The sequence below is a fragment of the Streptomyces sp. NBC_00386 genome (assembly GCF_036063235.1).
Lineage (GTDB): Bacteria > Actinomycetota > Actinomycetes > Streptomycetales > Streptomycetaceae > Streptomyces.
In genome coordinates this window covers 6,996,689-7,020,990 of record NZ_CP107950.1, presented here as the reverse complement: position 1 = coordinate 7,020,990, position 24,302 = coordinate 6,996,689, and the positions used below count along the sequence as shown (strand labels likewise).

The 24,302-nt window shown below is 71.2% G+C and carries 22 protein-coding genes; 7 read left to right on the top strand and 15 right to left on the bottom strand.

The genetic code is table 11. The features are described from left to right. Window position 1: 1 nt before the first annotated feature. Entirely contained in the window at window positions 2-793 is a 792-nt protein-coding gene (locus OG780_RS30760; RefSeq protein WP_328453640.1) for a uracil-DNA glycosylase, read from the bottom strand. A gap of 175 nt (window positions 794-968) precedes the next feature. On the opposite strand from OG780_RS30760, the gene OG780_RS30755 reads away from it, so the two are divergent. Beyond that, window positions 969-1,786 (top strand): IS5 family transposase gene (locus tag OG780_RS30755; RefSeq protein WP_328453638.1). Its coding sequence is split into 2 segments (ribosomal slippage): window positions 969-1,317 and window positions 1,317-1,786, totalling 819 coding nucleotides; the frame shifts between segments, so codons are not numbered across the junction. 8 nt (window positions 1,787-1,794) lie between these two features. On the opposite strand, the gene OG780_RS30750 is transcribed toward OG780_RS30755, so the two are convergent. Next, complete coding sequence (locus tag OG780_RS30750) at window positions 1,795-3,327, bottom strand: YfcC family protein (RefSeq protein ID WP_328453636.1); 1,533 nt, start codon at window positions 3,325-3,327, stop codon at window positions 1,795-1,797. A 19-nt stretch (window positions 3,328-3,346) separates the two neighbouring features. Then, window positions 3,347-4,705, bottom strand: coding sequence for a M20/M25/M40 family metallo-hydrolase (locus OG780_RS30745; protein ID WP_328453634.1), 1,359 nt, complete (start codon window positions 4,703-4,705; stop codon window positions 3,347-3,349). Between the two features lie 134 nt (window positions 4,706-4,839). Here OG780_RS30745 and OG780_RS30740 point away from each other — a divergent pair, with 134 nt between their 5' ends. Then, on the top strand, window positions 4,840-5,544 hold the full coding sequence (locus OG780_RS30740) for an RNA-binding S4 domain-containing protein (RefSeq protein ID WP_328453632.1): 705 nt from the start codon (window positions 4,840-4,842) through the stop codon (window positions 5,542-5,544). A gap of 296 nt (window positions 5,545-5,840) precedes the next feature. Here OG780_RS30740 and OG780_RS30735 read toward each other — a convergent pair whose 3' ends face one another. From OG780_RS30735 to OG780_RS30725, 3 genes are all read right to left on the bottom strand, one after another. Beyond that, window positions 5,841-6,290, bottom strand: a complete 450-nt coding sequence (locus OG780_RS30735) for a DoxX family protein (protein ID WP_328453630.1) — start codon at window positions 6,288-6,290, stop codon at window positions 5,841-5,843. Between the two features lie 106 nt (window positions 6,291-6,396). Next, on the bottom strand, window positions 6,397-7,074 hold the full coding sequence (locus OG780_RS30730) for a class I SAM-dependent methyltransferase (RefSeq protein ID WP_328453628.1): 678 nt from the start codon (window positions 7,072-7,074) through the stop codon (window positions 6,397-6,399). Between the two features lie 118 nt (window positions 7,075-7,192). Further along, entirely contained in the window at window positions 7,193-8,179 is a 987-nt protein-coding gene (locus tag OG780_RS30725) for an acyltransferase domain-containing protein (protein WP_328453626.1), read from the bottom strand. Between the two features lie 92 nt (window positions 8,180-8,271). On the opposite strand from OG780_RS30725, the gene OG780_RS30720 reads away from it, so the two are divergent. Then, a complete protein-coding gene (locus tag OG780_RS30720) occupies window positions 8,272-8,583 on the top strand; it encodes a DUF6343 family protein (RefSeq protein ID WP_328453622.1) in 312 nt (103 codons plus the stop codon). 67 nt (window positions 8,584-8,650) lie between these two features. On the opposite strand, the gene OG780_RS30715 is transcribed toward OG780_RS30720, so the two are convergent. The 4 genes from OG780_RS30715 to OG780_RS30700 form a co-directional block, all read right to left on the bottom strand. After that, the gene (locus tag OG780_RS30715; RefSeq protein ID WP_326788405.1) at window positions 8,651-9,031 is read right to left on the bottom strand and encodes a tetratricopeptide repeat protein; all 381 of its coding nucleotides are present in this window, start codon (window positions 9,029-9,031) and stop codon (window positions 8,651-8,653) included. 50 nt (window positions 9,032-9,081) lie between these two features. After that, window positions 9,082-9,702 carry a dephospho-CoA kinase gene (coaE, locus tag OG780_RS30710; RefSeq protein WP_328453619.1) on the bottom strand — a complete coding sequence of 207 codons (621 nt, stop codon included), beginning with the start codon at window positions 9,700-9,702 and terminating at the stop codon, window positions 9,082-9,084. A 76-nt stretch (window positions 9,703-9,778) separates the two neighbouring features. Continuing rightward, window positions 9,779-10,717 carry a PAC2 family protein gene (locus OG780_RS30705; RefSeq protein WP_328453617.1) on the bottom strand — a complete coding sequence of 313 codons (939 nt, stop codon included), beginning with the start codon at window positions 10,715-10,717 and terminating at the stop codon, window positions 9,779-9,781. Window positions 10,718-10,894: 177 nt separating this feature from the next. Beyond that, window positions 10,895-12,421 carry a flavin monoamine oxidase family protein gene (locus OG780_RS30700; protein ID WP_328458496.1) on the bottom strand — a complete coding sequence of 509 codons (1,527 nt, stop codon included), beginning with the start codon at window positions 12,419-12,421 and terminating at the stop codon, window positions 10,895-10,897. Between the two features lie 300 nt (window positions 12,422-12,721). On the opposite strand from OG780_RS30700, the gene OG780_RS30695 reads away from it, so the two are divergent. After that, complete coding sequence (locus OG780_RS30695) at window positions 12,722-13,684, top strand: right-handed parallel beta-helix repeat-containing protein (protein ID WP_328453615.1); 963 nt, start codon at window positions 12,722-12,724, stop codon at window positions 13,682-13,684. Window positions 13,685-13,776: 92 nt separating this feature from the next. Here the strand turns inward: OG780_RS30695 and rpsA are convergent, their stop codons facing one another. After that, the gene (gene rpsA, locus OG780_RS30690; protein ID WP_328453613.1) at window positions 13,777-15,282 is read right to left on the bottom strand and encodes a 30S ribosomal protein S1; all 1,506 of its coding nucleotides are present in this window, start codon (window positions 15,280-15,282) and stop codon (window positions 13,777-13,779) included. A 320-nt stretch (window positions 15,283-15,602) separates the two neighbouring features. On the opposite strand from rpsA, the gene OG780_RS30685 reads away from it, so the two are divergent. Beyond that, complete coding sequence (locus OG780_RS30685) at window positions 15,603-16,463, top strand: class I SAM-dependent methyltransferase (RefSeq protein WP_328453611.1); 861 nt, start codon at window positions 15,603-15,605, stop codon at window positions 16,461-16,463. Window positions 16,464-16,689: 226 nt separating this feature from the next. Then, window positions 16,690-19,344 carry an ATP-dependent RNA helicase gene (locus OG780_RS30680; RefSeq protein WP_328453609.1) on the top strand — a complete coding sequence of 885 codons (2,655 nt, stop codon included), beginning with the start codon at window positions 16,690-16,692 and terminating at the stop codon, window positions 19,342-19,344. Here the strand turns inward: OG780_RS30680 and OG780_RS30675 are convergent. The 3 genes from OG780_RS30675 to OG780_RS30665 all read right to left on the bottom strand — a co-directional run bounded on the left by OG780_RS30675 (window position 19,334) and on the right by OG780_RS30665 (window position 22,384). Continuing rightward, complete coding sequence (locus OG780_RS30675; RefSeq protein ID WP_328453607.1) at window positions 19,334-20,326, bottom strand: DUF3068 domain-containing protein; 993 nt, start codon at window positions 20,324-20,326, stop codon at window positions 19,334-19,336. The genes OG780_RS30680 and OG780_RS30675 overlap by 11 nt on opposite strands. A gap of 25 nt (window positions 20,327-20,351) precedes the next feature. Then, window positions 20,352-20,486 (bottom strand): SPW_0924 family protein, encoded by a 135-nt coding sequence (locus OG780_RS30670; protein WP_326788397.1) that lies wholly within the window; start codon window positions 20,484-20,486, stop codon window positions 20,352-20,354. A gap of 167 nt (window positions 20,487-20,653) precedes the next feature. Continuing rightward, window positions 20,654-22,384 carry a lytic transglycosylase domain-containing protein gene (locus OG780_RS30665; protein WP_328453604.1) on the bottom strand — a complete coding sequence of 577 codons (1,731 nt, stop codon included), beginning with the start codon at window positions 22,382-22,384 and terminating at the stop codon, window positions 20,654-20,656. Window positions 22,385-22,625: 241 nt separating this feature from the next. Here OG780_RS30665 and OG780_RS30660 point away from each other — a divergent pair, with 241 nt between their 5' ends. Continuing rightward, window positions 22,626-23,480, top strand: coding sequence for a DUF4184 family protein (locus OG780_RS30660; RefSeq protein ID WP_328453602.1), 855 nt, complete (start codon window positions 22,626-22,628; stop codon window positions 23,478-23,480). Here OG780_RS30660 and OG780_RS30655 read toward each other — a convergent pair. Further along, window positions 23,401-24,177, bottom strand: a complete 777-nt coding sequence (locus OG780_RS30655) for a hypothetical protein (RefSeq protein ID WP_328453600.1) — start codon at window positions 24,175-24,177, stop codon at window positions 23,401-23,403. The genes OG780_RS30660 and OG780_RS30655 overlap by 80 nt on opposite strands. Window positions 24,178-24,302: the final 125 nt, after the last annotated feature.

Below are 24,302 nucleotides of genomic sequence, written 5' to 3'. Positions count from 1 at the left end.
CTCACGGGGAGGACGTCGTCAGCCCCGCGGACTCCGCCGCCGTGGTCAGGACCTGCCTCAGCATCGTCGGCGTGAGACGCCCGGTGAAGGTGTTCCGCTGGCTGACGTGGAAGCACCCGAACAGCTCGACGGAAGCGGGGGCGGTATCGATGCCGGTGCCGATACCCGTGTCGTCCGGTTCCGGCCGCCGTACGAGCGTCACCCGCGCCCCGTGCGCGAACGCCGGACGCGGCCGGGGCACCGTCCAGCCCGCCTCCGCGAGGGCCGGCAGGGCGGCCTGCCAGCCGAAGGCCCCGAGGACGACCACCGTGCGCAGCGTGGGCCTCAACAGTCCCAGCTCCCTGACGAGCCAGGGCCGGCAGGTGTCCCGCTCCTCGGGCGTCGGCCTGTTGGCCGGTGGCGCGCAGTGCACCGGAGAGGTGACACGCACCCCGTACAGCTCCAGTCCGTCGTCGGCGCTCACCGAGGTGCCCTGCGAGGCGAGCCCGATGTCGTGCAGCGCCGCGTACAGCACGTCACCCGACCGGTCCCCGGTGAACATCCGCCCGGTCCGGTTGCCGCCGTGCGCGGCGGGGGCGAGCCCGACGACGAGGAGGGACGCGTCGGGCGGCCCGAACCCGGGCACCGGACGCCCCCAGTACGTCTGGCCGGCGAAGGCGGCGCGCTTGGCGGCGGCCACCTCTTCGCGCCACGCGACAAGCCGCGGGCAGGCCCGGCAGCCGGCGATCCGCCCGTCGAGCACGGTGAGATCGGCGGAGCGGGCCGCACCTTCCGCCGGAGCGCCGCTGTCCACATCCCCACCGTACGACCGCCGTACGACCGCCCTGCACCGCCGTACGACCGCCGTACGACCGGCCGGTCCGCGCCCGATCCCACTGCTCGGCACTCCCCCGCTCCGTCCGCGGCCCCTCACTCTCACCGGCGGCTAAGACCGTGTCCTACGTGGGGCTGGGTCGTTGGGCTTGGTTATGGGGCGGGGTACGTGGAGTTGGATTGTTCCGGACGGGCTGTGGGAGATCGCGGAGCCGCTGATCCCGCCGTCGAAGGTGCGGCCGCAGGGTGGCGGAACACAGGACACGCCTGATGAGACGCTGTTCGCGGCCATCATTTACGTGCTGGTCAGCGGGTGCGCCTGGCGGGCTTTGCCGCCGTGCTTCGGCATATCGAAGTCGACCGCGCATCGACGGTTCCTGATCTGGTCCCGGGCGGGAGTATGGGGTCGGCTGCACGAGGAGATCCTGCACCGCCTGGACGATGCCGATCTGCTCGACCTCTCCCGAGCAGTCCTCGATTCCGCCCATGTGAGGGCGAAAAAAGGGGCGAACTCACAGGTCCGAGTCCCGTGGACCGAGGCAAGCCGGGTTCCAAAATGCACGTCCTGTCGGACGCGAACGGGCTGCCCCTCCTCGTCGGCGTCTCGGCTGCCAACACCCACGACAGCCTTGCGCTCAAGCCCATGATCACCGGGCACCAAACGAGACACGACCCCTACAGGGGCCGCTACTTCAAGCCTCAGCGTCTCCACGCCGACAAGGCCTACGATATCCCCCACCTGCGGAAATGGTTACGCGGCAGGCGCATTGGCGTTCGTATCGCCCGCAAGGGCATCGAGTCCGGCGAACGACTGGGACGCCGAAGGTGGGTAATCGAACGGACCATGTCCTGGCTGACCGGATACCGCCGGCTCAATCACCGCTACGAACGCCACCCCCGCAACTACCTGGCGTTTCTCGGCCTCGCCGCAGCCCTCTGTTGCTACAAACGACTCGTCCGCCTCACCACATAGGACACGGTCTAAGTCATCTCCGCTCCCAGCGCCAGGAACCCGCAGATCAGCAGGAAGAGGAGGGCGAGGAGGGGCCAGATGAAGCGCAGGTACTTGTCGTAGCCGACCTTGGCGAGGGCGACGCCTCCGATGGTGACGGCGGTGGTGGGGACCCAGAGGTTCATCCAGCCGCTGGCGGCCTGCCACGCGGTCACGACGACGGCCCGGGAGACGCCCGCGAAGTCGGCGAGCGGGGCGAGGATCGGCATGGCGAGGGTCGCGTGGCCGGAGGTGGAGGGGATGAGGAAGGCCAGCGGCAGGTTCACGATGAAGACGATGATCGCGAAGAGACTGGAGGAGGTGCCTTCCACGATGCCCTCGATGGAGTGCAGAACCGTGTCGGTGATCTTCGAGTTGTTCATGATCACGGTGACCCCGCGGGCCAGCACGATCACCAGCGCGGGCGAGATGAAGTCCGCGGCGCCCTGGACGATCGTCGCGCTCAGCTTCTGCTCGCCCATCCGCGCCACCACCCCGACCAGCACCGCCGCGCACAGGAACAGCGCCGCCAGTTCCGGGAAGGACCAGCCGAGCTCGAACCCGTACGGCCGCGCGTCCGCCTTGCCCGTGAGCGCGCTGGACCAGGGCACGACGGAGAAGATCATGAAGGCGAAGACCAGCGCCGTGGTGACGAGGACCGCCTTGTGCAGACCGGTCAGCTCGGGAACCTCTCCGGCCGCGTCCTGGGCGTGCTCGCGGTCCCCCGGCAGGAACCCGGTGATCGAGCGGTCGGGGCTCCGCTGCACCCGGCGCGCGTAGCGGATGACGTATCCGATCGTGACCGCCGTCAGCACGACCCACATCACGAACCGCAGCACGATGCCGTCGCCGAGCGAGATGCCCGCGGCGGACGAGGCGACACCCGTCGCGAACGGGTTCACCGTCGAACACAGCACCCCGATGCCCGCGCCGAGGATGATCGTGCCGACCGCCACCATCCGGTCGTAGCCGAGCGCCAGCATCAACGGCACGATCAGCCCGTAGAACCCCAGTGTCTCCTCGGCGAAGCCCTCCACCGTGCCGAGCACCGAGAACACCAGCATGATGCCCGCGATGAGCAACGCGCCGCGCGTGCGCAGCCGGTGGGCGAGGAGGCCGATTCCCCGGTCGAGGGCACCCGTCGCGAACACCACCGTGATGAACGCCCCGATGGCGAGGACGAAGAGGAACACACCCGCGCTGCCGTACAGTTCACCGGCGAAGTCCGGCCCGACCTGCGCGGTCTTCTCGTCCAGGATTCCGTAGAGGCCGTTGACGGGCGAGAGGAAGAGGTCGTTGAGGCGGTCGACGAAGCTCTGCCCCGAGTCGACGCGGTGATACGTGCCCTGGATCGGCCTGCCCTCGGGCGTGCGGTCGTACTGTCCTGCCGGGATCAGGAACGCCAGTGCCCACACGGCGATCGTGACGATCGCGAGGACGGTCAGGGCGCTCGGAAACGTGAACCTGCGCTGGTGCGGCGGCTCTTCGGTGCCGGCCGGCTCGGTGCCGGTCGGGGTGGTCACCGGACCGTCCCGTCCCGGCTCACGCGCTCTCCCCCGCTCCCCCGCGGAAACCGGCTGCGTACTCCCGTACGAAGGCACACATCGCCACCACGGTGTTGCGCAGCTCCGAGAAGAGGACGCGCTCGTTGGGTGCGTGCAGGTTGCACATGCTGTCCTGCGCCCCGAAGAGCAGCACCTCGGCGTCGGGTGCGGCACGTGCGAGCCCGTTGACCAGCGGAATCGAACCACCGGTCGCGATGTACGCCGCCTCCTCGCCCCAGGCCTCGCGCAGCGCGGTCAGCGCGGCGCGATAGGCGGGGCCGCCGGTCGAGGCCTTGTAGCCGGGGCCCGTGTCGCCCGGTGTGACGGTGAGAGGGACACCGAAGGGCCGTAGCGAGCGCAGATGGTCGACGAGCGCGGCCTGCGCCTCCTTCGCGTCCTGGCGCGGGTGGAAGCGGAGGTTGAGCTTGGCACGCGCGTACGGGACGACGGCGGAGGCCGCGTGTTCGACACTCGGCGCGTCCAGGCCGATCACCGTGATCGCGGGCCCGCTCCACAGCCGCTCGCCGAGACTTCCGCTGCCGATGAGCGGGATCCCGTCGCAGACACCGGCGAGTTCACGGAATTCGTCCTCGGTGTACGTCGTTCCGCTCCACTCCTCACGCCGCAGCCCCGCGACGGCCACATCGCCCTGCACATCGTGCAGCGTGGACAGGGCGGTCAGCAGCACGAGCAGGGCGTCCGGCGCGGCACCGCCGAACTCCCCGCTGTGCCGGGGCTCCTCGAGGGTGCGCACCTCGACCACGACCTCGGCCGCACCGCGCAGCGCGGTGGTCAGGGTGGGGCTGCCGGGGCGGAGATTGCCGAGGTCGGCGATGACCATCGCGTCGCACGCGAACCGCTCGGGATCGCTGGGCGGATAGTCGTCGAAGGGGCTGCCGTACTCCTCCTGTCCCTCGAAGACGACCTTCACCCCGACCGGCGGCCGCCCCTCGTACGCCCGGAGCATCCCCAGGTGAGCGATCACGTTGGACTTGTCGTCGGCGATCCCGCGGGCCCGGAGACCGCCCTCGACGGGTGTCGGCTCGAAGGGCGGCGACAGCCACAGCTTCTCGTCCCCGGGCGGCTGCACGTCGTAGTGCGAGTAGAGCAGGACGGTCGGCGCGGCCGGGTCCGGCGGCGGGATCTCCCCGAAGATCACGGGGGCGGTGCCGGGAAGATCGATGCTCTCGACACGCTCCACTCCGGCGTCCCGCAGCATGCCCACGAGGAGATCGTGAGCCTCCCGGACCGGCTCGGCCGGGAAGCCGGGGAACGCGACGGAGGGGATGGCCGCGAGGCGTTCCAGATCGGCGCGGAGGCCGTCCATCAGCGCGTCGACCTTCGCTGCTGTCTCCACCGTAGGTCCCCTCTCCTGTTCCCCGGACGGCTTCACCGACAGCCTCCGCCCGCCCCGGGAGCGACGCATCCTGTGTGGTCCGTGCGACGGAAAAGGCATGCGGTGTCCCGGGCCGCGGGCATTAGAGTCGGGTCATGGCTTCTCAGGGTGCTGACGGGGAGATGAAGGGCGCGGGGACCGGAGGCGGGCGCGGCGCGAACGCCGGGAGGACCGCCACGGCCGGCTCAAGGACCGAGTCCGGGACCGGCTCCAGGGCCGCTTCCGGGATCGAGTCCGGTGGCGCCACCGGGACCGACTCCGATGCCGCTGTCACGGCAGCCTCCGCGACCGCTGCCGCCGTCGGGGCCGCCGTCGCCGCCGGGCCCGCCGGCGGCGAGAGTGTGCGGGTCGACGCCTGGATCTGGTCCGTCCGTCTCGTCAAGACCCGCTCGATCGGTGCCACGGCCTGCAAGGGCGGTCATGTTCGGGTCAACGGGGAGCGTGTCAAGCCCGCGTACTCGGTCCGCGTCGGCGACGAGGTGCGCGTGTGGCACGAGGGCCGCGAACGGGTCGTCGTCGTGAAGCGCGTGATCCGCAAGCGGGTCGGCGCACCCGTCGCCGCCGAATGCTATGTCGACAACAGCCCGCCGCCTCCGCCGCGCGAGGCCGTGGCTCCGGCGGGTGTCCGGGACCGGGGCGCGGGACGCCCCACCAAGCGGGACCGCCGCGACATGGAACGCCTGCGGGGAATGCAGACGGGCTCGTCCGGCCCCGTCCGAACCTCGGGCCCCTCCACGGGACCGACCGGCTCGACCAGGTCCCCGGGCACGACCGGGTCCGGAGACTCCTCCCGCCACTGACCCCTCCCCGCGCCCGTGACTTCCCCTTCCCTGTCCCGCCCCCGCTCCCCGCCTCCGGTTCGTCGAGCCGCTCTGGTTCGTCGAGCCCCTCTGATTCGGCGAGCCGCTCCGGCGCCCGTCTCGGCTTCCCGGTCGTCCGGAACGCGGCCACACCGAGGCACCGGCCGGCTCACCGGTACACGGGCCGACTCACCGGCCGACGCCCCGGTACACGGGCCGATTCCCCGGCGGGCGTACGGACGTACGAAATCGAGGGCTCCCCCGTCCCGGAGGAGCCCTGCGTCCTTGCTGTGCCGTCACGCCCGGCGTCCGGCCCGCCGGCGTACCAGGCGGAGCAGTTCGGTCGTGTGGCCGCGCCTGGCCCAGGCGATCAGGCCGAGCGGCAGCATCAGGATCAGCGGGGTCGCCACGTACGGGCCGTGGACGACGGTGACGTTGACGATGAACGCACCGACCATCAGAGCACTCAGCGCCAGCGCGGCCACCGAGTCCAGCAGCGGGATCAACAGGGCCAGGCCTCCGGCGAGTTCGAGCGCGCCGATGACGTACATGCCGGTGTGGCCCCAGCCCAGCTTGTCGAACGACTCCGTCGCCGAAGGGTGGGCGATCAGCTTGGGAAGGGCGCTCGCGAACGCGTAGAAGAGGCCGAGGACGACCTGGAGGGCGGTCAGGGAGATCCGGGCGGCACGGGAGCGGGGGGTGAGGGCGGCAGGGGTGGCGGTCAGGGGGACGGTGGTCTCGGACACGGTGGTCTCCTGTGGGAAGCGGTGGCTGCTTTCACAGAGGTAGACCTGGGGGCTGCCGGGAACTCATCGGCGCTGAACGGGGTTTGTCGTGCCCGGCGGCAGCCGCTCACCCCTTCACGGCCCTCACCCATGTCCCGTCGTCCGTCAGATACCGGTCGACCTTGAGCCCCGCCTCCGCCAGCGCCTCCTCGAACGCCTCCTTCGTCAAAGGGCGGGACAGAAACGTCTGCGTCCAGATGGCGTCCGGGAACGTGTACTCCGCGCGCACCGAGTCGACCCCGTCCCCCACGGGCTCGGTGGACAGGATGCGCACGACGAATCCGGACGGGTCGACGCGCTCGCGGGGCACATCGGTGTGGTAGTTCTCGCCCTCGCGCTGGATCAGCACACAGCCGTCGTCCGCGACATGGCGGGCGCAGGTGTCCAGGAGCGCCCGCCGCACCAGGACATCCCCGGCGTGCACGAGGAACGACGCCAGCAGCACGACGTCGAACGTCTCGCCGAGGTCGAGGTCCTCGATGCTGCTGCGTATGCGGCGCGCCCCTCGGACGTGCTCCAGCATCTCGGCGGACTCGTCCACCGCCGTGACCGCGAAACCGAGTTCCAGGAGCGGGTGGGTCATCCGGCCGACCCCGCTGCCCAGTTCCAGGATGTGCGAGGCGGCGGGCACGGCCGCGGTGATGATGTCCGGTTCGGTTCCGACGGGCAGACGGGTGTAGAGCTCGACCGCGCAGCCGTCCGGTGTGATGGCACCCGGTCCCGTGCCCTCGTATCCCTCACGCATTTCGATCCTCATACCCGTCCAACGGACGGCTTCCGCAAGCCTGTTCCCCTCTCTGGTCACTCGTTCGGGTGACATGTTCGAGGGGCATCCGTCCGAGTCCGGGGCCCGGCGGGACGGACTACAGCGCGAACCAGCCCCGTCCTCCGTACCAGTGCCCGCCCGCGCGCAGATGGTCGACCACCGCGCGCTCCACACTGTTGCGCCGCGGCAGTTCGCCGAGCGGGAGCTCCGGATCACCGAAGACGAAGCCGACGGGCATCGTGTCGTCCGGGGCCCTCTCCTCGTGCACCAGGCGGAAGCGGTCCTGGAAGCGAATGATGTTGGAGTCGGCCGGCAGATATCGCTTGAGCTGCGGGTCGAGCAGCCAGGAGTCGCAGACGGCTGTCCCGTGGCGCTCCTCGGGGTAGTGGCGGGCGAAGAACTCCCGCGCCAGGTCGAGCGAACGGTTGCACGCGGCCGGGGAGAGCGAGCCGCTGAAGTCGGTGATGTGCAGGCTCAGGCAGGGGGCGCCGGGGTCCACGGCCGGCCCCGCCGCCTCGGCGGCACCGGCCGTGCGCCGCCCCAGCAGGACGCGCTGGAACTGGAGCCGGCCCAGCTGGAACAGCTCGCCGTGGAAGTGCAGGGCGATCCACCAGGGGAACAGCAGTCCGGGTCCGCCGGCCCTTCTGTGGTGCACGGACACATGACGGCCGAGATCGGCGAGTGTGCGCCGCGAGACGTCCTCGGGCACCCCGCGCTCCCGGTGATGGGCGCGGACGTACGGAAGCGCCGCCATGAAGACGTACAGATGGAAGCAGCGCCCGAGAAGTCCCGTCGTCGCGGGGAAGACGGGCGGCTCCCAGCCCTTCCCTATGTCCCCCATGTCCCGCACGAAGCGGGTGACGCAGCGCGCGAGGAGGGTCATGGCCTCCGGATCGGCGGCGAACCGGGCCCGCAGCGCGACGAGTTCATTGATGTGTTCATGAGGCACGGACAGGTCGAGCAGGATGTCCGGCAACGCGTCGGCGTCCGGGAGCGCCACTTCCCGAAGGCCGCAGCTCTCGCTCTCCAGGTCTCTCAGCCACTCGGCGGTCCTCGCGTCCGCCCGCAGCGTCCTCAGCAGCACCGTCGCCTCCCCCGGCGGCCGTCGCCCGACCGCTCTCCCCTGGTGAACGTGCACCACGAAGAGTACGTTTCCTCGTAGGAGTGGTGATCCTGATGCGTACGGGCAGTGAACCGGTGACAGCGCGCAGTGCTCTGCGGATGCGCTTCTGGCTGAGCGTCTGGGGCCTGATCTGGGCCGTCTTCGGGACGGTCGCGTTCATCCTGGTGGGGCGGCCGGGGTGGGCGGCCGCGTGCGCCGCGCTGTGGGTGATCGTCACGGTCGACATGACCATGATCCTTCGGCACATCAGGCAGGGCCCGCACTACCAGCCGGGCCGTGACGTCCCACCGTACGAGCCCGTGGACGACCGGCGCGCGTACCGGCCGCCGGAGCGCCGCCGGCCGTCGAGGCCGTCGCGCCCCTGAAACCTCCGGGCGGCCGTGCCGATGCGCGTGAAACGGCGGGGCGGCCGGGCCGATTCGCTCGGACGCGCTACACGTCGAACCGCGCCGCCCGCAGATACTGCGGCTGCGGGTCGAGCGCGGCCGCCAGTCTGAAGTGCCGCTTCGCCTGCTCGGGCCGCCGCTGACGCTCGTAGGTCCGGGCGAGCGCGAAGTGCGCGAACGCGTTGTCGGGCTCGCGCTCCAGGACGATCGTGAACTCCAGCTCGGCGGGCCGCAGTTGCGCGGCGGCGAAGAAGGCACGCGCGCGCAGCAGCCGGGCCGCGGTGTTCTCCGGGTGTGCGGCGATGACGGGGTCGAGCAGCTTCACCGCACCCCGCGGGTCACGCGCGGCGAGCAGCTGCTCGGCGGCGCGGAAGTCGATGACATGCGTCTCGGGAGTTCGTCCGATCGATCCGCTGGTCTCGGGCACGGCAGAGTCCTTCCCTCGCTGCAAGGGTTCAACGCCCCTCCGGAGGGGCGCTATTCCGGGCGCTGCTCCTGGGGGTGGCGGGCTCTGCGGACGAGATCGGCCCATACGTCCCGTACGCGCAGCTCCAGTGTCTCCAGGGGCACGTCGTTGTCGATGACGATGTCCGCGATCGCCAGACGCTTGTCGCGGGAGGCCTGTGCGGCCATCCGCGCGCGGGCGTCCTCCTCCGTCATGCCGCGCAGGCTGACGAGACGGTCGAGCTGGGTCTCGGGGCGGGCGTCGACGACGATCACGAGGTCGTACAGCGCGGCCAGCCCGTTCTCCGCGAGCAGGGGCACGTCGTGGACGACGACGGCGTCCTCGGGCGCGGCGTCCTCGAGGGCCCGCGAGCGGGCGCCGACCAAGGGGTGCACGACCGAGTTCAGGACGGCGAGCTTCTGCGGGTCGGCGAAGACGATCGAGCCGAGCTTCGGCCGGTCCAGGCCGCCGTCCGCGGCGAGGACCTCCTCGCCGAAGGCGTCGACGACCGCCGCCAGCCCGGGAGTTCCGGGCGCGACGACCTCCCGTGCGATCCTGTCCGCGTCGATCAGCACCGCGCCGTGCGCGACGAGCAGCCGTGACACTTCGCTCTTGCCGGCTCCGATACCACCGGTCAGGCCCACCTTCAGCATGCCTCGCAGCTTAGGCCCTGCCACTGCCAGGCCCTCCGCCCGGGAGCCCGGAAGTCCCGGGAACCCGAGAGGCGGGTCAGGCGTCTCCTTCGCGTTCCGCCAGGAAGCGCTCGAACTCCTGGCCGATCTCGTCCGCCGAGGGGATGTCCACCGGTTCCGCGAGCATGTTGCCGCGGGTCTCGGCGCCCGCGGCGGCGTCGTACTGGTGCTCAAGGCCCTGGACGAGCGCGACGAGTTCCTCGTCGCCCTCCTGGATCTGGCGGTCGATCTCGGTCTGGGTGCGGTGCGCCTCGGTCCGCAGGGCGTGCGCTATCCCGGGGAGCACCAGGCCGGTCGCGGCCGTGATGGACTCCAGGACGGTCAGCGCCGCGTCCGGGTACGGGGAGCGCGCGATGTAGTGGGGCACATGCGCGGCGACACCGAGAACGTCGTGACCGGCCTCCATGAGGCGGTACTCGATCAGCGACTCGGCGCTTCCGGGGACCTGCGCCTCGTCGAAGGGGCTGCGGTGGCCGGGCACCAGGTCGGTGCGGTTGCCGTGCGGGGTGAGGCCCACCGGGCGTGTGTGCGGGACGCCCATGGGGATGCCGTGGAAGTTCACGCAGAGGCGGACCCCGAGCCGCTCCACGATCTGCTGGACAGCGGCGGCGAAGCGCTCCCACTCGGTGTCCGGCTCGGGGCCCGACAGCAGCAGGAAGGGCGCGCCGGTGGCATCCTGCACGAGCCGTACCTCGAGGGTCGGCTCCTCGTACTCGGCCCAGCGGTCGCGCTTGAACGTCAGCAGCGGACGGCGGGCGCGGTAGTCCACGAGCCGGTCGTGGTCGAAACGGGCCACGACCTGATGGGGCAGCGAGTCGAGCACCCGGTCGACGATCTGCTCGCCGGTTTCGCCCGCGTCGATGTATCCGTCGAAGTGGTAGAGCATGACAAGACCGGCCGACTCCTGGGCGAGCGCCATGTCGACCACGGCCAGGCCCTTCGGCTCCCATGCGTACAAACCCTGCGGATCAAGCACTGTGACCGCTCCTCCTCGTGTTCGTACTGCACAACGTGGCGCGGAGCACGGGCATTCCCGTCCCGCGCTCCGCGCCGCTGCCTCATGCCGGTCCATCGGCCTCCCCGAGCGGCCGGAAGGCGTTCAGCCGACGGTGGGGCACCGTCGGCGGACCGCCACCAGCACAGCACACGGGTGTTACGAGGACAGCACGCGCGCGTGGAGCGCGGTGACGGCGTTGCGGGCGGACGTGAAGGCGCCGTGCTGCCAGGCGTCGGCGTAGCTGAGCCAGTCGCCCGCGAAGTAGACCCGCCCGGTGGGCCGGTTCAGCGGCTTGTAGCGGACGTCGTCGGGCCCGCCGGGGGTGCTGTGCCAGGCGCCTTCCAGGTGCGGCGTCTGGCGCCAGTGGTGGGAGAAGGACGAGTCGAGTTCGGTGCGGTACTTCTCGCCGTAGATCTTCACGCCGGCGGCCACCGCGCGCTTCTCTCGCTCCTTGGGGGTGAGCTTCGCGTACGAGTCGGCGTCGGAGCCGTAGTTGTAGTAGCCGATCATGACTCCGCGCCGGCCGTGGAAGCCGTACGAGGGGTGCCAGATGTGGGTGACGTCCAGGTCGGTCTCGGTGATGCCGCCGTAGATCCGGTGGTCGAGCTCCCACCAGCGGGACCGGTATTCGAGGCCGATCTTGCCCGCGGACTGCGGGGTGATCACCTCCAGGGCGCTCTGGACCCCGGAGCCGAGGTTGTGCGGGATCCTGGCGAGGATGTTGGGCGGCAGGGCGCCGATGCAGAAGTCGGCGTCCAGAGTCCTGGTGCGCCCGCCCTGGGTGTACGTGACGGTGACGCCGTCTCCCTTGTCGGTGATCCGGGAGACCGCCGCTCCGGTACGGATGCGGTGGGCCCCGATCGCCCGGGTGAGCGCCTTGGGTATCTGGTCCATGCCGCCCACGGGCTGGAACATGAGCATCGCCTGGTCGAATTCGAACTCGAAGGAGAAGTACCGGCCGACGCCGGAGGCGAAGACCTCGGAGGCGCTCGGGACGTCGCCGAGGAGCACGCCCGGGGTCCCGGCGGCCGCGGGGACGGTGGTGTAGCCACGGCGCGGACCCCCCTCATAGGTGAGCTTGTCGCCGAGTTCGCCGAAGTCCTTGAGGAACTCGACGAGCCTTTCCTGGTCGGCGGCTGTCAGCTCCTTGTCCAGGGCTCCCTTGTCGGTGGCCTTGGCCAGCAACTCGGAGACGTAGCCGTAGACGTCGGCCTTCGCGGTGCGGTGACGCATCGGCCTGGTCATGCCGGCCGACTCGTTGTACATGTACGCGTCCGCGTTCGTATTCGTGAACACTTCGACGGGGACGCCGAGTTCCCGGCAGTAGTCGAGGGTGACCATCCACTGCGGGAGGCGGGCCGGACCCGCGTTCATGTACTGACCCTCGCCGAACCGGGCCGTCTGCGTGTTGCCGTACAGGTCGGTGGTCGAATCACCGCCGCGCACGGTGAAGTTGCGGCCGCCGGTGCGGTCTCTCGCCTCCAGGACCGTACAGTCGTAGCCCGCCTTGCCGAGCTCGTACGCGGAGGCGAGACCCGCGATGCCGCCGCCTACGATCACGACCTTCGCGGCCCCCCTCCCGGAGAGCGTGAAATCGCCCGGCTTCGGTGCGCGGAAGGGCTGTTCGCGCTGGGCGGCCTGCGCGGTGGGCGCAAGGCCGAGGGCTCCCATGGTGGCGAACATCGCGCCCGCGCCGCCGGTCAGACCGACGTTGCGCAGGAACGCCCGCCGGCTCGCCGCTGTCGATCGCTCGTGTGCTGCCATGCCTTCGACTCCCCTCACGATCTTGGATGACCCGGGGATCCTGGCAACGGCCTGTTACAGCCCTGCAGTTACTCGTGTATCCGACACGTTTCTCTCCTCGCACACCGGCCTGGTCCAGACCTTGACGCGGACCCGTAACCTCTCTACGTTCATATGGGCACCCGAAGTTCATGTACAAGAACAAATTTCTTGCGAACCGACGGGAAGGTCACCCCCCACATGCGCATCCGACGCACGCTTCTCATTCCCCTGCTCGGCGCGACAGCGGTCACGGCCGTGACGCCGGTGGCAGCGCTTTCGGCGAACACGGCCCAGGTCATCGAGGTGTCCACCGCCGCCCAGCTGAAGTCCGCCCTCACCTCGGCCGCCCCCGGCGACACGATCCACCTCGCGGACGGCACGTACACCGGCAACTTCAAGGCGACGAAGGCCGCGGGCGCGGGCTCCCCCATCACCCTCAGCGGCTCCTCGAAGGCCGTCCTCACGGCGGGCGGCGGCTACGGACTGCACCTCAACGGCGCCTCGTACTGGACGGTCACGGGCATCACCGTCACCGGCGGCCAGAAGGGCATCATGATCGACTCGGCGAAGGGGGTCGTCGTCGACAGGGTCACCGTCCACGGCCTCGACATGGAGGGCGTGCACTTCCGCAACTCCAGCACGGACGGCGTGATCAGCAACTCGAAGATCTACGACACCGGCAACGACGGCCGCGGCATGGGCGAGGGCGTGTACGTGGGCACGGCCGGCGGGACCTCGGACAAGAGCGACCGCATCCAGATCACCGGCAACACGATCGGACCGGACGTGGGCGGCGAGAACGTCGACATCAAGGAGGGCACGACGGGGGCGCGCATCACCGGCAACACCTTCGACGGCAGCGGCCTGACCGGCGCCAACTACGACGACTCCTGGGTCGACGTGAAGGGCAACGACGTCCTCGTGGAGAACAACAAGGGCACGGCCACGACGAACGACGGCTACGAGACCCACACCCAGCAGTCCGGCTGGGGCTGCGGCACGGTGTTCCGGGGCAACACCTCGGACCTGCGGGGCGCCACGGGCGACAAGCAACTGGCGGTCAACGTCACCAACTACGGCACCGACTGCAGGACCACCGTGTACGCCTCGAACACCGTGACGGGCGGCAAGGGGCTCACCAACATCACGGTGACGCCCTGACACCCTCCCGGAGAACGACCCCCCATGGAAGTGGGCCCGCACCGAATCGGTGCGGGCCCACTTCTTTCAGCTACTTGCTAGCGGTGAGCTTTTCAGCTCTGGCCGCCGGCGAGCTTCTCGCGGAGGGCGGCGAGCGCCTCGTCCGACGCCAGGGCGCCGGAGTTGTCGTCCGACTCCGAGGAGTACGAACCGCCGCCGCCACCGGACGCGGCCGGAGCCGCGCTGGAGGTGCTGGCACCCTCGGCCTCGGCCTGCGCGTCGGCCTCGCGGGACTTGATGACCTGAGCCTGGTGCTGCTCGAAGCGCTGCTGCGCCTCGGCGTACTGGTTCTCCCACACCTCGCGCTGAGCCTCGAAGCCCTCGAGCCAGTCGTTGGTCTCGGGGTCGAAGCCCTCGGGGTAGATGTAGTTGCCCTGGTCGTCGTACGACGCGGCCATGCCGTACAGGGTCGGGTCGAACTCGACCGAGGCCGGGTCGGCACCGAAGGACTCGTTGGCCTGCTTCAGCGAGAGGCTGATGCGGCGGCGCTCGAGGTCGATGTCGATGACCTTGACGAAGATCTCGTCGTTGACCTGGACGACCTGCTCCGGGATCTCCACGTGGCGCTCGGCCAGCTCGGAGATGTGGACCAGACCCTCGATGCCCTCGTCCACGCGGACGAACGCACCGAACGGAACGAGCTTCGTGACCTTACCCGGGACGACCTGACCGATCTGGTGCGTCCGGGCGAACTGCTGCCACGGGTCTTCCTGCGTCGCCTTGAGCGACAGGGAGACGCGCTCGCGGTCCATGTCGACGTCGAGGACCTCGACGGTGACTTCCTGGCCGACCTCGACAACCTCGGACGGGTGGTCGATGTGCTTCCAGGAGAGCTCGGAGACGTGCACCAGACCGTCGACGCCACCCAGGTCCACGAAGGCACCGAAGTTGACGATCGAGGAGACGACGCCGGAGCGGACCTGACCCTTCTGCAGGGTCGTGAGGAACGTCTGGCGAACCTCGGACTGGGTCTGCTCCAGCCAGGCACGGCGGGACAGGACCACGTTGTTGCGGTTCTTGTCCAGCTCGATGATCTTGGCCTCGAGCTCCTTGCCCACGTAGGGCTGGAGGTCGCGGACACGGCGCATCTCGACGAGAGAAGCCGGCAGGAAGCCACGGAGGCCGATGTCGAGGATGAGACCACCCTTGACCACCTCGATGACGGTGCCGGTGACGATGCCGTCCTCTTCCTTGATCTTCTCGATGGTGCCCCAGGCGCGCTCGTACTGCGCACGCTTCTTCGAGAGGATCAGGCGGCCTTCCTTGTCCTCCTTCTGGAGAACAAGGGCTTCGATCTCGTCGCCGACCTTGACGACCTCGTTCGGGTCGACGTCGTGCTTGATCGAGAGCTCGCGGCTCGGGATGACACCTTCGGTCTTGTAACCGATGTCGAGCAGGACCTCGTCCCGGTCGACCTTCACGATGACGCCGTCGACGATGTCGCCGTCGTTGAAGTACTTGATCGTCTCGTCGATCGCGGCGAGGAATGCTTCCTCGTTACCGATGTCGTTGACCGCTACCTGCGGCGTGGTAGAGGTGGTCTCGGTGCTGCTCGTCATGTGGGAAAGGGCTCCGGTACGGACAGTGAGTCGTAGGTACTGCTTACGCCGGGAGCCCGTTTCGCTCTGTAGAAGCCGGACAGCCAAGGAAGCGCCCGACCCGGCACAGCCGGAAGGCGCCTCGAGAACCGAGGGGACATACATACAGATGCGAGCACAGCCTGCTATGTCTGAGGAGCGCAGGCCCGCAGCGCAACTTGTAGCATACGGGGGCAGCCGGGCAGGGTCAATGCGCGAAGGCGCACACCCGGGGCGGATCGCCGCAATCCCGGCACAAGACCTGTCTCACAAGGCCACGCGGGCAGTAGGACGCCTCTGTCGTGACACGCCCGAGACGGGTTGGACGGAAGAGTACGACGAGGGAGCCGATCATCCAAGAGCCCGAACCGTTCGAACCGGAAGCCACCCGACGTGATGCGGACCTCATCGAGAGTTCGCGGGCGAATCGGAGCTGGTGGGACCGGAACGCGGACGACTACCAGATCGAACACGGCACGTTCCTCGGCGACGACCGGTTCGTGTGGTGTCCCGAGGGTCTCGACGAGGTGGAGGCCGAACTGCTCGGCCCCCCGGAGGACCTCAAGGGCAAGGACATCCTGGAGATCGGCGCCGGAGCGGCCCAGTGCTCGCGCTGGCTGGCCACGCAGGGCGCCCGCCCCGTGGCCCTGGACCTCTCCCACCGCCAGCTCCAGCACGCGCTGCGCATCGGAGGCGCCGTGCCCCTCGTGGAGGCGGACGCGAGCGCGCTGCCGTTCGCGGACGGCTCCTTCGACCTCGCGTGCTCGGCTTACGGTGCGCTGCCCTTCGTCGCCGACCCCGTGCTGGTGCTGAGGGAGGTCCACCGGGTTCTGCGCCCCGGCGGCCGCTTCGTCTTCTCGGTCACGCACCCGGTCCGCTGGGCGTTCCCTGACGAGCCGGGCCCCGAGGGCCTGTCGGTGTCCGCGTCCTACTTCGACCGCACCCCCTACGTGGAGCAGGACGAGGACGGCCGCGCGGTCTACGTCGAGCACCACAGGACGCTGGGCGACCGGGTGCGTGACGTGGTGGCCGGCGGCTTCCGCCTGGTCGACGTCGTCGAACCCGAGTGGCCCGCCTGGAACACCCAGGAGTGGGGCGGCTGGTCCCCGCTGCGCGGGAACCTCGTTCCGGGCACGGCGATCTTCGTGTGCGAGCGGGACTGACCTGCGCGGTCCACGAGGAACGGTCCGTGGCGAGGACGACGACGAAGGGGAGCCGATCGGCTCCCCTTCGTCGTGTCGCGCGTTCGTCGTGTCGCGCGCCGCTCCGTCGTTACGGTGCCGCCTCGTCGCGTCTTGGTTCCGTTTCGTCGCGCGTGCCGCCCGCACGCGTGGGGGCTGTCCCGGAGTTCCTGCGCGGCCGGTTCGGCGCTCGTACGAGACTGGGGGCGTGATCCGTTACGAAGCCCTGGACGCGCTGCCCGTGCGCGGCGCCCTGCCCGCTGTGGACGATGCCCTGGAGGGGCACGGCGCCGCGGTGCTGGTGGCGCCGCCCGGCACCGGCAAGACGACGCTGGTGCCGATGGCCCTGGCGGGCCTCCTGGACGACGGGCGCCCGGCGCGGCGGGTGGTGGTGGCCGAGCCGCGGCGTATCGCGGCTCGGGCCGCCGCCCGGCGGATGGCGTGGCTGCTGGGCGAGAAGGTCGGGCAGAGCGTCGGCTTCACGGTGCGCGGGGAACGGGTGGTCGGCCCGCACGCGCGCGTGGAGGTCGTCACGACCGGGGTCCTGCTCCAGCGGCTTCAGCGGGACCAGGAGCTCGTGGGCGTCGACGTGGTCGTGCTCGACGAGTGTCACGAGCGGCATCTGGACGCCGACACGGTGGCCGCGTTCCTGCTGGACGTGCGGGCCGCGCTCCGTCCTGAACTGCGGCTGGTCGCCGCGTCCGCGACGACGGACGCCGGGGGCTGGGCCCGGCTGCTGGGCGACGCGCCGGTCGTCGAGGCGGAGGGTGTCGCGTATCCGGTCGAGACGGTGTGGGCGCCGCCCGCGCGCCCCGTGCGGCCCCCGCACGGGATGCGGGTGGACCCGGCGCTGCTGACGCACGTGGCGTCCACGGTGCGGCGGGCGCTGGCCGAGCGCTCGGGTGACGTCCTGTGCTTCCTTCCCGGGGTCGGGGAGATCGCGCGGGTGGCCGGGCAGCTGGGCGGTATCGGGGATGTCGACGTCCTTCAGGTGCACGGGCGGGCTCCGGCGGCCGTGCAGGACGCGGTGCTCACGGCCGGTGTGCGGCGCCGCGTGGTCCTTTCGACCTCGGTGGCCGAGTCGTCGCTGACGGTTCCGGGGGTGCGGGTCGTCGTGGACTCGGGGCTCGCGCGCGAGCCGCGGGTGGACCACGCGCGCGGACTGAGCGCCCTGGCGACCGTACGGGCCTCGCAGGCGGCCGGGCGGCAGCGGGCGGGGCGGGCCGGGCGTGAGGCGCCGGGCACGGTGTACCGCTGCTGGGCGGAGGCTGAGGACGCCCGTCTGACGCGGTTCCCGGCCCCCGAGATCAAGGTGGCCGACCTGACGGCGTTCGCGCTCCAGGCGGCCTGCTGGGGCGATCCCGGGGCGACGGGGCTGGCCCTGCTGGATCCGCCGCCGGGCGGGGCGATGGCGGCGGCGCGGGCCGTCCTGTCGGCCGTGGGCGCGGTCGACGCCGCGGGGCGGGCCACGGACCGCGGTGTCCGCATGTCCCGCCTGGGACTGCACCCCCGGCTGGCGCGCGCCCTGCTGGACGCGACCCCGCTGGTGGGCGCGGCGCGGGCCGCCGACGTGGTCGCCCTGCTGAGCGAGGAGCCCCCGCGCGAGTACGGCGACGACCTGGCCGCGGCCTGGCGCACCGCCCGGCGTGGCGGCGACGCCTACGCGGCCCGCTGGCGCGCCGAGTCCCGTCGCCTCCGCTCGTCGGCGGCCGGCCTCGCACCCGCCTCCGCCTCCGCACCCGGCCAGGCGCCGCCCTCCGGCTCTCCCGGCCAGGCATCGCCCTCGGGCTCCCCCGCCGTCACCTCCAGCTCCCCTTCCTCAGGAGCCTCCCCTGCCCCCTCCGTCTCCTCTTCCTCTCCGGGCCTGCGCGCCGGTGAGGCGGAGCCCGGGGACGACCGGGTCGTCGGGCTCGTCGCCGCGCTGGCGTTCCCCGAACGCGTCGCGCACCTGAGGGGCGGCTCCCACCTCATGGTCAACGGGACCCGTGCCGACGCCGGCGAGGGATCCGTCCTGCGTGGTGCTGCCTGGCTCGCGGTCGCCGTCGCCGACCGCCCCGTCGGCAGGGGGCACGCGCGCGTGCGGCTCGCGGCGGTGATCGACGAACCGACGGCACGGCGGGCCGCCGCCGGCCTGTACGGCGAGGGCGACGAGGTCCACTGGGCCGGGGGCGATGTCGTCGCCCGGCGGGTGGAGCGGCTGGGGGCGGTGGAGCTGGCCGTGCGGCCGCTGCGGGAGGCGGACCCCGGGCTCGTACGGGAGGCGCTGCTCGAAGGGCTGCGGGAGGAGGGCTTCGGCCTGCTGCGGTGGTCGCCGGACGCCGAGGTGCTGCGGATGCGGCTCGCGTTCCTGCGCCGGCGGCTGGGTGACCCGTGGCCCGACGTCTCCGGAGAGGCCCTTCACGCGCGCGTGGAGGAGTGGCTGGAGCCGGAGCTGAGCCGGGCCGGGCGGCGGGCGGACCTGGCGCGGATCGACGCCGGGCAGGCGCTGAACCGTCTGCTTCCCTGGGCCACCGGCGAGGCGGCCCGGCTCGACGAGCTCGCGCCCGAGCGGATCGAGGTGCCGAGCGGTTCGAGAATCCGCGTCGACTACACCGACCCGGCACAGCCGGTGCTCGCCGTGAAGCTCCAGGAGATGTTCGGGCTCCACGCCTCGCCCACCGTCGCCGGTGTGCCCGTACTCGTGCATCTCCTGTCCCCCGCGGGCCGGCCGGCCGCGGTGACCGCCGATCTCGCGTCCTTCTGGAAGGACGGCTACAACGGCGTACGGGCCGAACTGCGCGGCCGCTACCCCAAGCACCCGTGGCCCGAGGACCCGGCGACCGCCGAGCCGACGCGGTACACGAACGCGCGGCTCAGGCGCTGACGGGCTCGGGGTCGGCGGCCGGCGCCGGCGCGGGTTCGCCAGGCCTGCGGCCGCGGGCCTCCAGGTACAGGGAGAGGGCCAGCAGGGCCGCGCCCAGGAGCAGGAAGCCCCAGGGGAGGTAGGAGGTCATCATCAGGACGAGGGTGCGGTTGGACTTGACGAGGTCGACGGTGTGCCGGATGTAGTCCTCGCGCATCTTCACGTCCCCGGAGAAGGCGGTCACCTTGTCCCGCCCTCCCAGGAGGGTGCCGCCACGGAGTTCCTCCTTGTGGCTCTCCTCGCCGTAGACGGGTGCTCCGGTGACCGGCTCGACCCAGAACCTGCGGACGGTGGTGTACCAGCGGGTGGTGCCGGTCTTGGCGAGGGACTGCGGGGTGACGCCCTGGACGGGCATGATCTTGGGGAACTTCACCTTCGTCCAGGGGATGGTCTGCTCGAAGTAGTAGACCTTGACGCCCCGGAAGGTCCGGGTGCCCTTGTAGTGGATGGGCGCCGAGGTGCGGGTCTGCGCGTCGAAGTACTCGTAGTCCCGTTTCTCGGTCCGGAAGGGCCATTTGAACTCGATGCCCTGGCGGGTGACGGGGTCGCCGTCGACGGACTCGCCGGTGGCGTGGACGGGTTCCTGGCTGTGCGCGTCGAAGATGTAGCGCTCGGGGAGCTTGGAGACCATCTTCCCGTCGGGTCCCTGGACGTAGGAGAGGGAGTCCCAGACGACGACGTCACGGCCCGCGGTCCGCTCGATCCGCTCGGAGGCCTCGACGTTGCCCTTGAGGGTCTGCACGACGGTGACCTTGGAGACCTTCCTGGCCTTCATGGTGCCGTAGTCGAGGAGGGTCGCGTCCTTCGCCTCCAGGACCATGTCCTGGTACTGGCCGGCGGGGATCTTGGCCAGGCGCGGGAAGGCGTACCAGCGCAGCAGCGGGGACAGCGCCGCGAAGAACACGGCGAGCGCGAGCAGGATCAGGCTTGCCTTGCGGCGCATCTCGACGGCCCTCCCGGTGCGTGCGTCAGGGGTGCTTGGGGACGGTGGTGAGCAACGGCTTCGGCGAGGTGTGTCCGGCGGGCGAGCCCATGGCCGTGATGGTCAGGACCAGCGCGAGTGCCGCGGCGAGACCGGTCGCGGCGGCGATGAGGGCACGCATGCGGGCCTCCCGGGGCCAGGAGCTGATACATCGTCAGGTCCGGCACCGTAGCAACGGCGGGGCGAGATGAGAACACGTCGCACACACAACGGATCAGGGCGCCCCCGCGGCGTGAGCCGGGAGGGCGCCCTGGAGGCGAGCTGGTGCCGCGCGGTGGCGGCTCCGTTCTAGGAGGCGGAGGGAGAGGCCGTGGGAGTGGCGGTGGCGGGAGCGGCGGCCACCGTCAGTTCGACGGTCAGCGTGGCCCCGCCCGTGGTGGTGATGCGGAGCAGGAACGTGCCGGTGGTGTCGTCGGCGTACAGCTTCGGCAGCTTCAGCAGGCCGTCCGCGTCCGTGGTCAGGGCGGTGAGGGTGCGTACGGTCTTGCCGTCCGCGTCCTTGAAGTAGGGGCCCTTGTCGTTCTCGCCTGCGTCGTCGGAGGACTTGACCAGGGTCGCGGTCGCGGCGACCTTGCCCGCCGCGGCGCCCTTGTAGGTGGCCTTCACCTCGACCTGGTCGGCGAACTCACCGCCCGGAACGCAGGTCTGGGCGGTGTCGCCGGTGCGGGCCAGGGTGTCGGCCTGGCGCGCGGTGACACTCGCCGTGTAGTCGAGGCCGGCCATGACGCGGCCCACCACGGTGACGCGGACCGTGAAGTCGCCCGTCTTCTCGCCCGCCACGAGCGCGGGCGCGCCGGCGATGCCGAGCCCGTTGGTGACCAGCGTGGCGACGCTCTCGCCGCCCGTGAAGGTGGCGTCGGTGTCGCCGACGATCGTGAACCGCACCCGGACCTTCGCCACGGGCTTGCCGGCCTTGTCCTCGGTCCGCACGGCGATCTTCTGCGCGAACGTGTCCCCGGCGGTCGCCGCGAGCTTCCCGGCGCCCATGTTCGTCAGGCGGTCCACCGTCTCGGTGGGCGTCGGCGTGGGCGTGGGCGTGTCCGTCGGGGGCTGCGTGGTCGGCGGGACCGGGGTGGCGGGAGGCGTCGTCTCCGGGGCGGGGCTCGACGGGCCGCCGCCGGGCCGCGGGCCGCCCGGCGGGGACGGCTGCACGGGCGTGGGGCTCGGCGAGGCGGGCTCGTCGCTGTCGTGCGAGGGCAGCGCGCCGGTGCCGTCCGGCACCTCGTGCGTGCCCTTGCGGTAGTACTCCAGCCACGACAGGACGGTGTTGAGGTACGCCGTCGAGTTGTTGTAGCTGAGGATCGCCGCGTTCAGCTGCGCCTGGACCGCCATGTCGTGGTCGAAGCGGCACAGGTAGTGCCCGGCGGCCAGCGCCGCGTCGTAGATGTTGTTGGGGTCCTTCTTGCCGTCGCCGTTGCCGTCGCGGCCCGCCCACTCCCAGGTGGAGGGGATGAACTGCATGGGTCCGACGGCGCGGTCGAAGGTGCTGTCGCCGTCGTACGCGCCGTTGTCGGTGTCCTTGATGTTGGCGAAACCGTAGCCGTTCAGGACCGGGCCGAGAATGGGCGACAGGGTCGTGCCGTTCGCGTCGACGCGGCCGCCGCGGGCCTGGCCCGACTCGACCTTGCCGATGGCGGCGAGGAGCTGCCAGGGCAGGTTGCAGGTCGGCTTGGACTCGCGCAGCGACGCCTCGGCCTGCTTGTAGGCGGCCAGCACGGTGGCCGGGATGCCCGCCTCGGCGGCACCCGTGGCGGCGGGCGTGCCGCTTCCCGTGGTCGGCGCGGGGTTGGGGCTCTGCAGCGGCGGAAGGTCCGTGTAGTAGCGCCCGTTGCCGGTCGCGGTGCCGTCACCGCCCGTGTCACCGGTGCCCAGGCCGAGGTCGGCGCCCGCCGACTGTCTGCCGTGGTCGTCGGTGATCACTCCCGGGGCCTGGGAGGCGGACAGAGCCGCGACCGCGGCCGCGGCCACAGCGGTGGTTGCCGCGCCCTTGCGCAGCCTCCTGCCGAATTGCGCCGCCATCGAGTGAACCCCTCCTACGGACGACCGGCGTGACCCGTCGCCTCTCAGTCCTGCGCTGCCACTGCCTCCGGCCGTGCTCCCCGCACGGCAACCCAGGCGACCCTACGACAACTTCCGTCGCCCAGGGACCTGTTCGCGCCCGATATTCACCAGTTGGCCATGTACCGCCGTCCCGCATACTGGCTTCCGGTGATCAACCGGCCGACACATAGCCGGTCAACAGGAGACGCAGGGGGACGATTTGCCCTTCACCCTCAGCCACGCGGCCGCCGTACTGCCCGCGATCCGCGGGAACGGAAACGGCCGCGGCCGATTGATTCCCGCCGTTCTCGTGGCGGGTTCCTTCGCTCCCGACCTGACCTACTACGCCGCGAGCGTAGTGCCCGGGGCGATGGAGTTCGGCACGTTCACCCACGCGTTCACCGGCGTGTTCACGGTCGATGTGCTGATCGCATGGACGCTGGTGGGTGCCTGGCTGGTGCTGCGCGAACCCCTGGTGGCGTTGATGCCGGCGGCACGACAGGGGCGCACGGCACAACTCCTGCGCTGTGGAGCCGCGCGCGAGCCGGTGCGCGCGCCGACCGTTCTGCGGTGGTACGCCTCCGCGGTGCTCGGCGCGCTGACGCATGTCGTGTGGGACGCCTTCACCCATCACGACCGGTGGGGGGTACGGCTGTTCCCCGTCCTCGGGCACAGCCTCGCGGGCTCGCCTCTCTACTGGTACGTCCAGTACGGCAGTTCGGTCCTCGCGGCCGTCGTGATCGTGACCTTCGTGGTGCTCGCGGTGCGCCGCGCACCGGATGGCCCCGCCGTCGCGGTGCCCGTGCTGTCCACCGCCGACCGGTGGCTGGCCGCGACGGTGATCGGCGGCCTCGCGCTGGCCTCCGCGGTACAGCGGGCGGTCCGCTGGTGGACGTACTGGAAATCCGTCGCGAAGCCGTGGGAACTCATCCCGGCGCTGTGCTTCGGCGGGGGCGCCGGTCTGGTCCTCGGCCTCGGCCTGTACGTCATCGCCGTCAGGATGTGGCGTCCCGCTCCGGCTCGTCCCGGTCCCGCGGCGGCGCGTACGGAGCCGAGCCGTCCCGCCGCTCGCTGACCGCCCTGCCGGCGGTGAGACCGCGGAACAGACCACCGCCCCGGAAGAAGCCCCGGTGCACGGCTCGGACGAACCGCTCGACGGCGCGGGCACCGTAGGGCGTCGTCGGATGGTCGTACGACAGGACGATGACGCGGTAGCTGCGGGCCGGGCCGGTGAAGGAACCGATGCCGTGGACACGCCCGCCGTTCGCGGCCCGGGGCAGCCTGCCGGTCGAGATGTGCGCCCCCGGTCCGCGCGAAGGACCGAAGAACACCCTCCGGGGCCGGCCGTCACGCAGCCGCGTGAACACCCGCAGGCGGCACGCGCCGGCCCTCAGGAACGCGCGGGCGCCGGCGACCACCGCCGGCCACCGCAACCGGTCACCGGCCGTCGTGCGGGCCCGGCCGCCGCTCGTGTCGTCGGGCACCGACACCAGGACCGTACCCGGGCGCGCCGACAGGGCCGCCTGGAGATCGCGGGACAACCGGGCTCCGAAATCCTCCTCGCGGTCCTCGCCACGGGAGGAACCGACGAGCCCCGGCAGCCGGGCGGTACCCGCTTCGGCCGCGACCGCGGGTACCGGCGCGAACAGCACCGGAACGACGGCCGCGGCCACCGTCGCGGTCGCGACCACCACGGCCGTGACCATGACCGTACGGCGGTGGAGCGTGCGCATACCCGTGGCCGTACGGCGGTGGAGCGTGCGTATACCCATGCCCGCATCCTTACGTCACCCTCCGGCCCGGGGCTCCTTGTGCGGGCCACGCGGGTGACGCCCCCTGGCCCGCCCCGAGCCGCCCGGCATACGGCCGGGAACGCCCGAGGGCCGTGTCTGCGGCA

Excerpts from the sequence above, each read along its gene's own strand:
- OG780_RS30740 (WP_328453632.1), top strand. The coding sequence starts at position 4,840 with ATGGCTTCTCAGGGTGCTGACGGGGAGATGAAGGGCGCGGGGACCGGA.
- OG780_RS30730 (WP_328453628.1), bottom strand. The coding sequence starts at position 7,074 with ATGCGTGAGGGATACGAGGGCACGGGACCGGGTGCCATCACACCGGAC.
- OG780_RS30720 (WP_328453622.1), top strand. The coding sequence starts at position 8,272 with ATGCGTACGGGCAGTGAACCGGTGACAGCGCGCAGTGCTCTGCGGATG.
- coaE (WP_328453619.1), bottom strand. The coding sequence starts at position 9,702 with ATGCTGAAGGTGGGCCTGACCGGTGGTATCGGAGCCGGCAAGAGCGAA.
- OG780_RS30700 (WP_328458496.1), bottom strand. The coding sequence starts at position 12,421 with ATGTTCGCCACCATGGGAGCCCTCGGCCTTGCGCCCACCGCGCAGGCC.
- OG780_RS30695 (WP_328453615.1), top strand. The coding sequence starts at position 12,722 with ATGCGCATCCGACGCACGCTTCTCATTCCCCTGCTCGGCGCGACAGCG.
- rpsA (WP_328453613.1), bottom strand. The coding sequence starts at position 15,282 with ATGACGAGCAGCACCGAGACCACCTCTACCACGCCGCAGGTAGCGGTC.
- OG780_RS30675 (WP_328453607.1), bottom strand. The coding sequence starts at position 20,326 with ATGCGCCGCAAGGCAAGCCTGATCCTGCTCGCGCTCGCCGTGTTCTTC.
- OG780_RS30670 (WP_326788397.1), bottom strand. The coding sequence starts at position 20,486 with ATGCGTGCCCTCATCGCCGCCGCGACCGGTCTCGCCGCGGCACTCGCG.
- OG780_RS30665 (WP_328453604.1), bottom strand. The coding sequence starts at position 22,384 with ATGGCGGCGCAATTCGGCAGGAGGCTGCGCAAGGGCGCGGCAACCACC.
- OG780_RS30655 (WP_328453600.1), bottom strand. The coding sequence starts at position 24,177 with ATGGGTATACGCACGCTCCACCGCCGTACGGCCACGGGTATGCGCACG.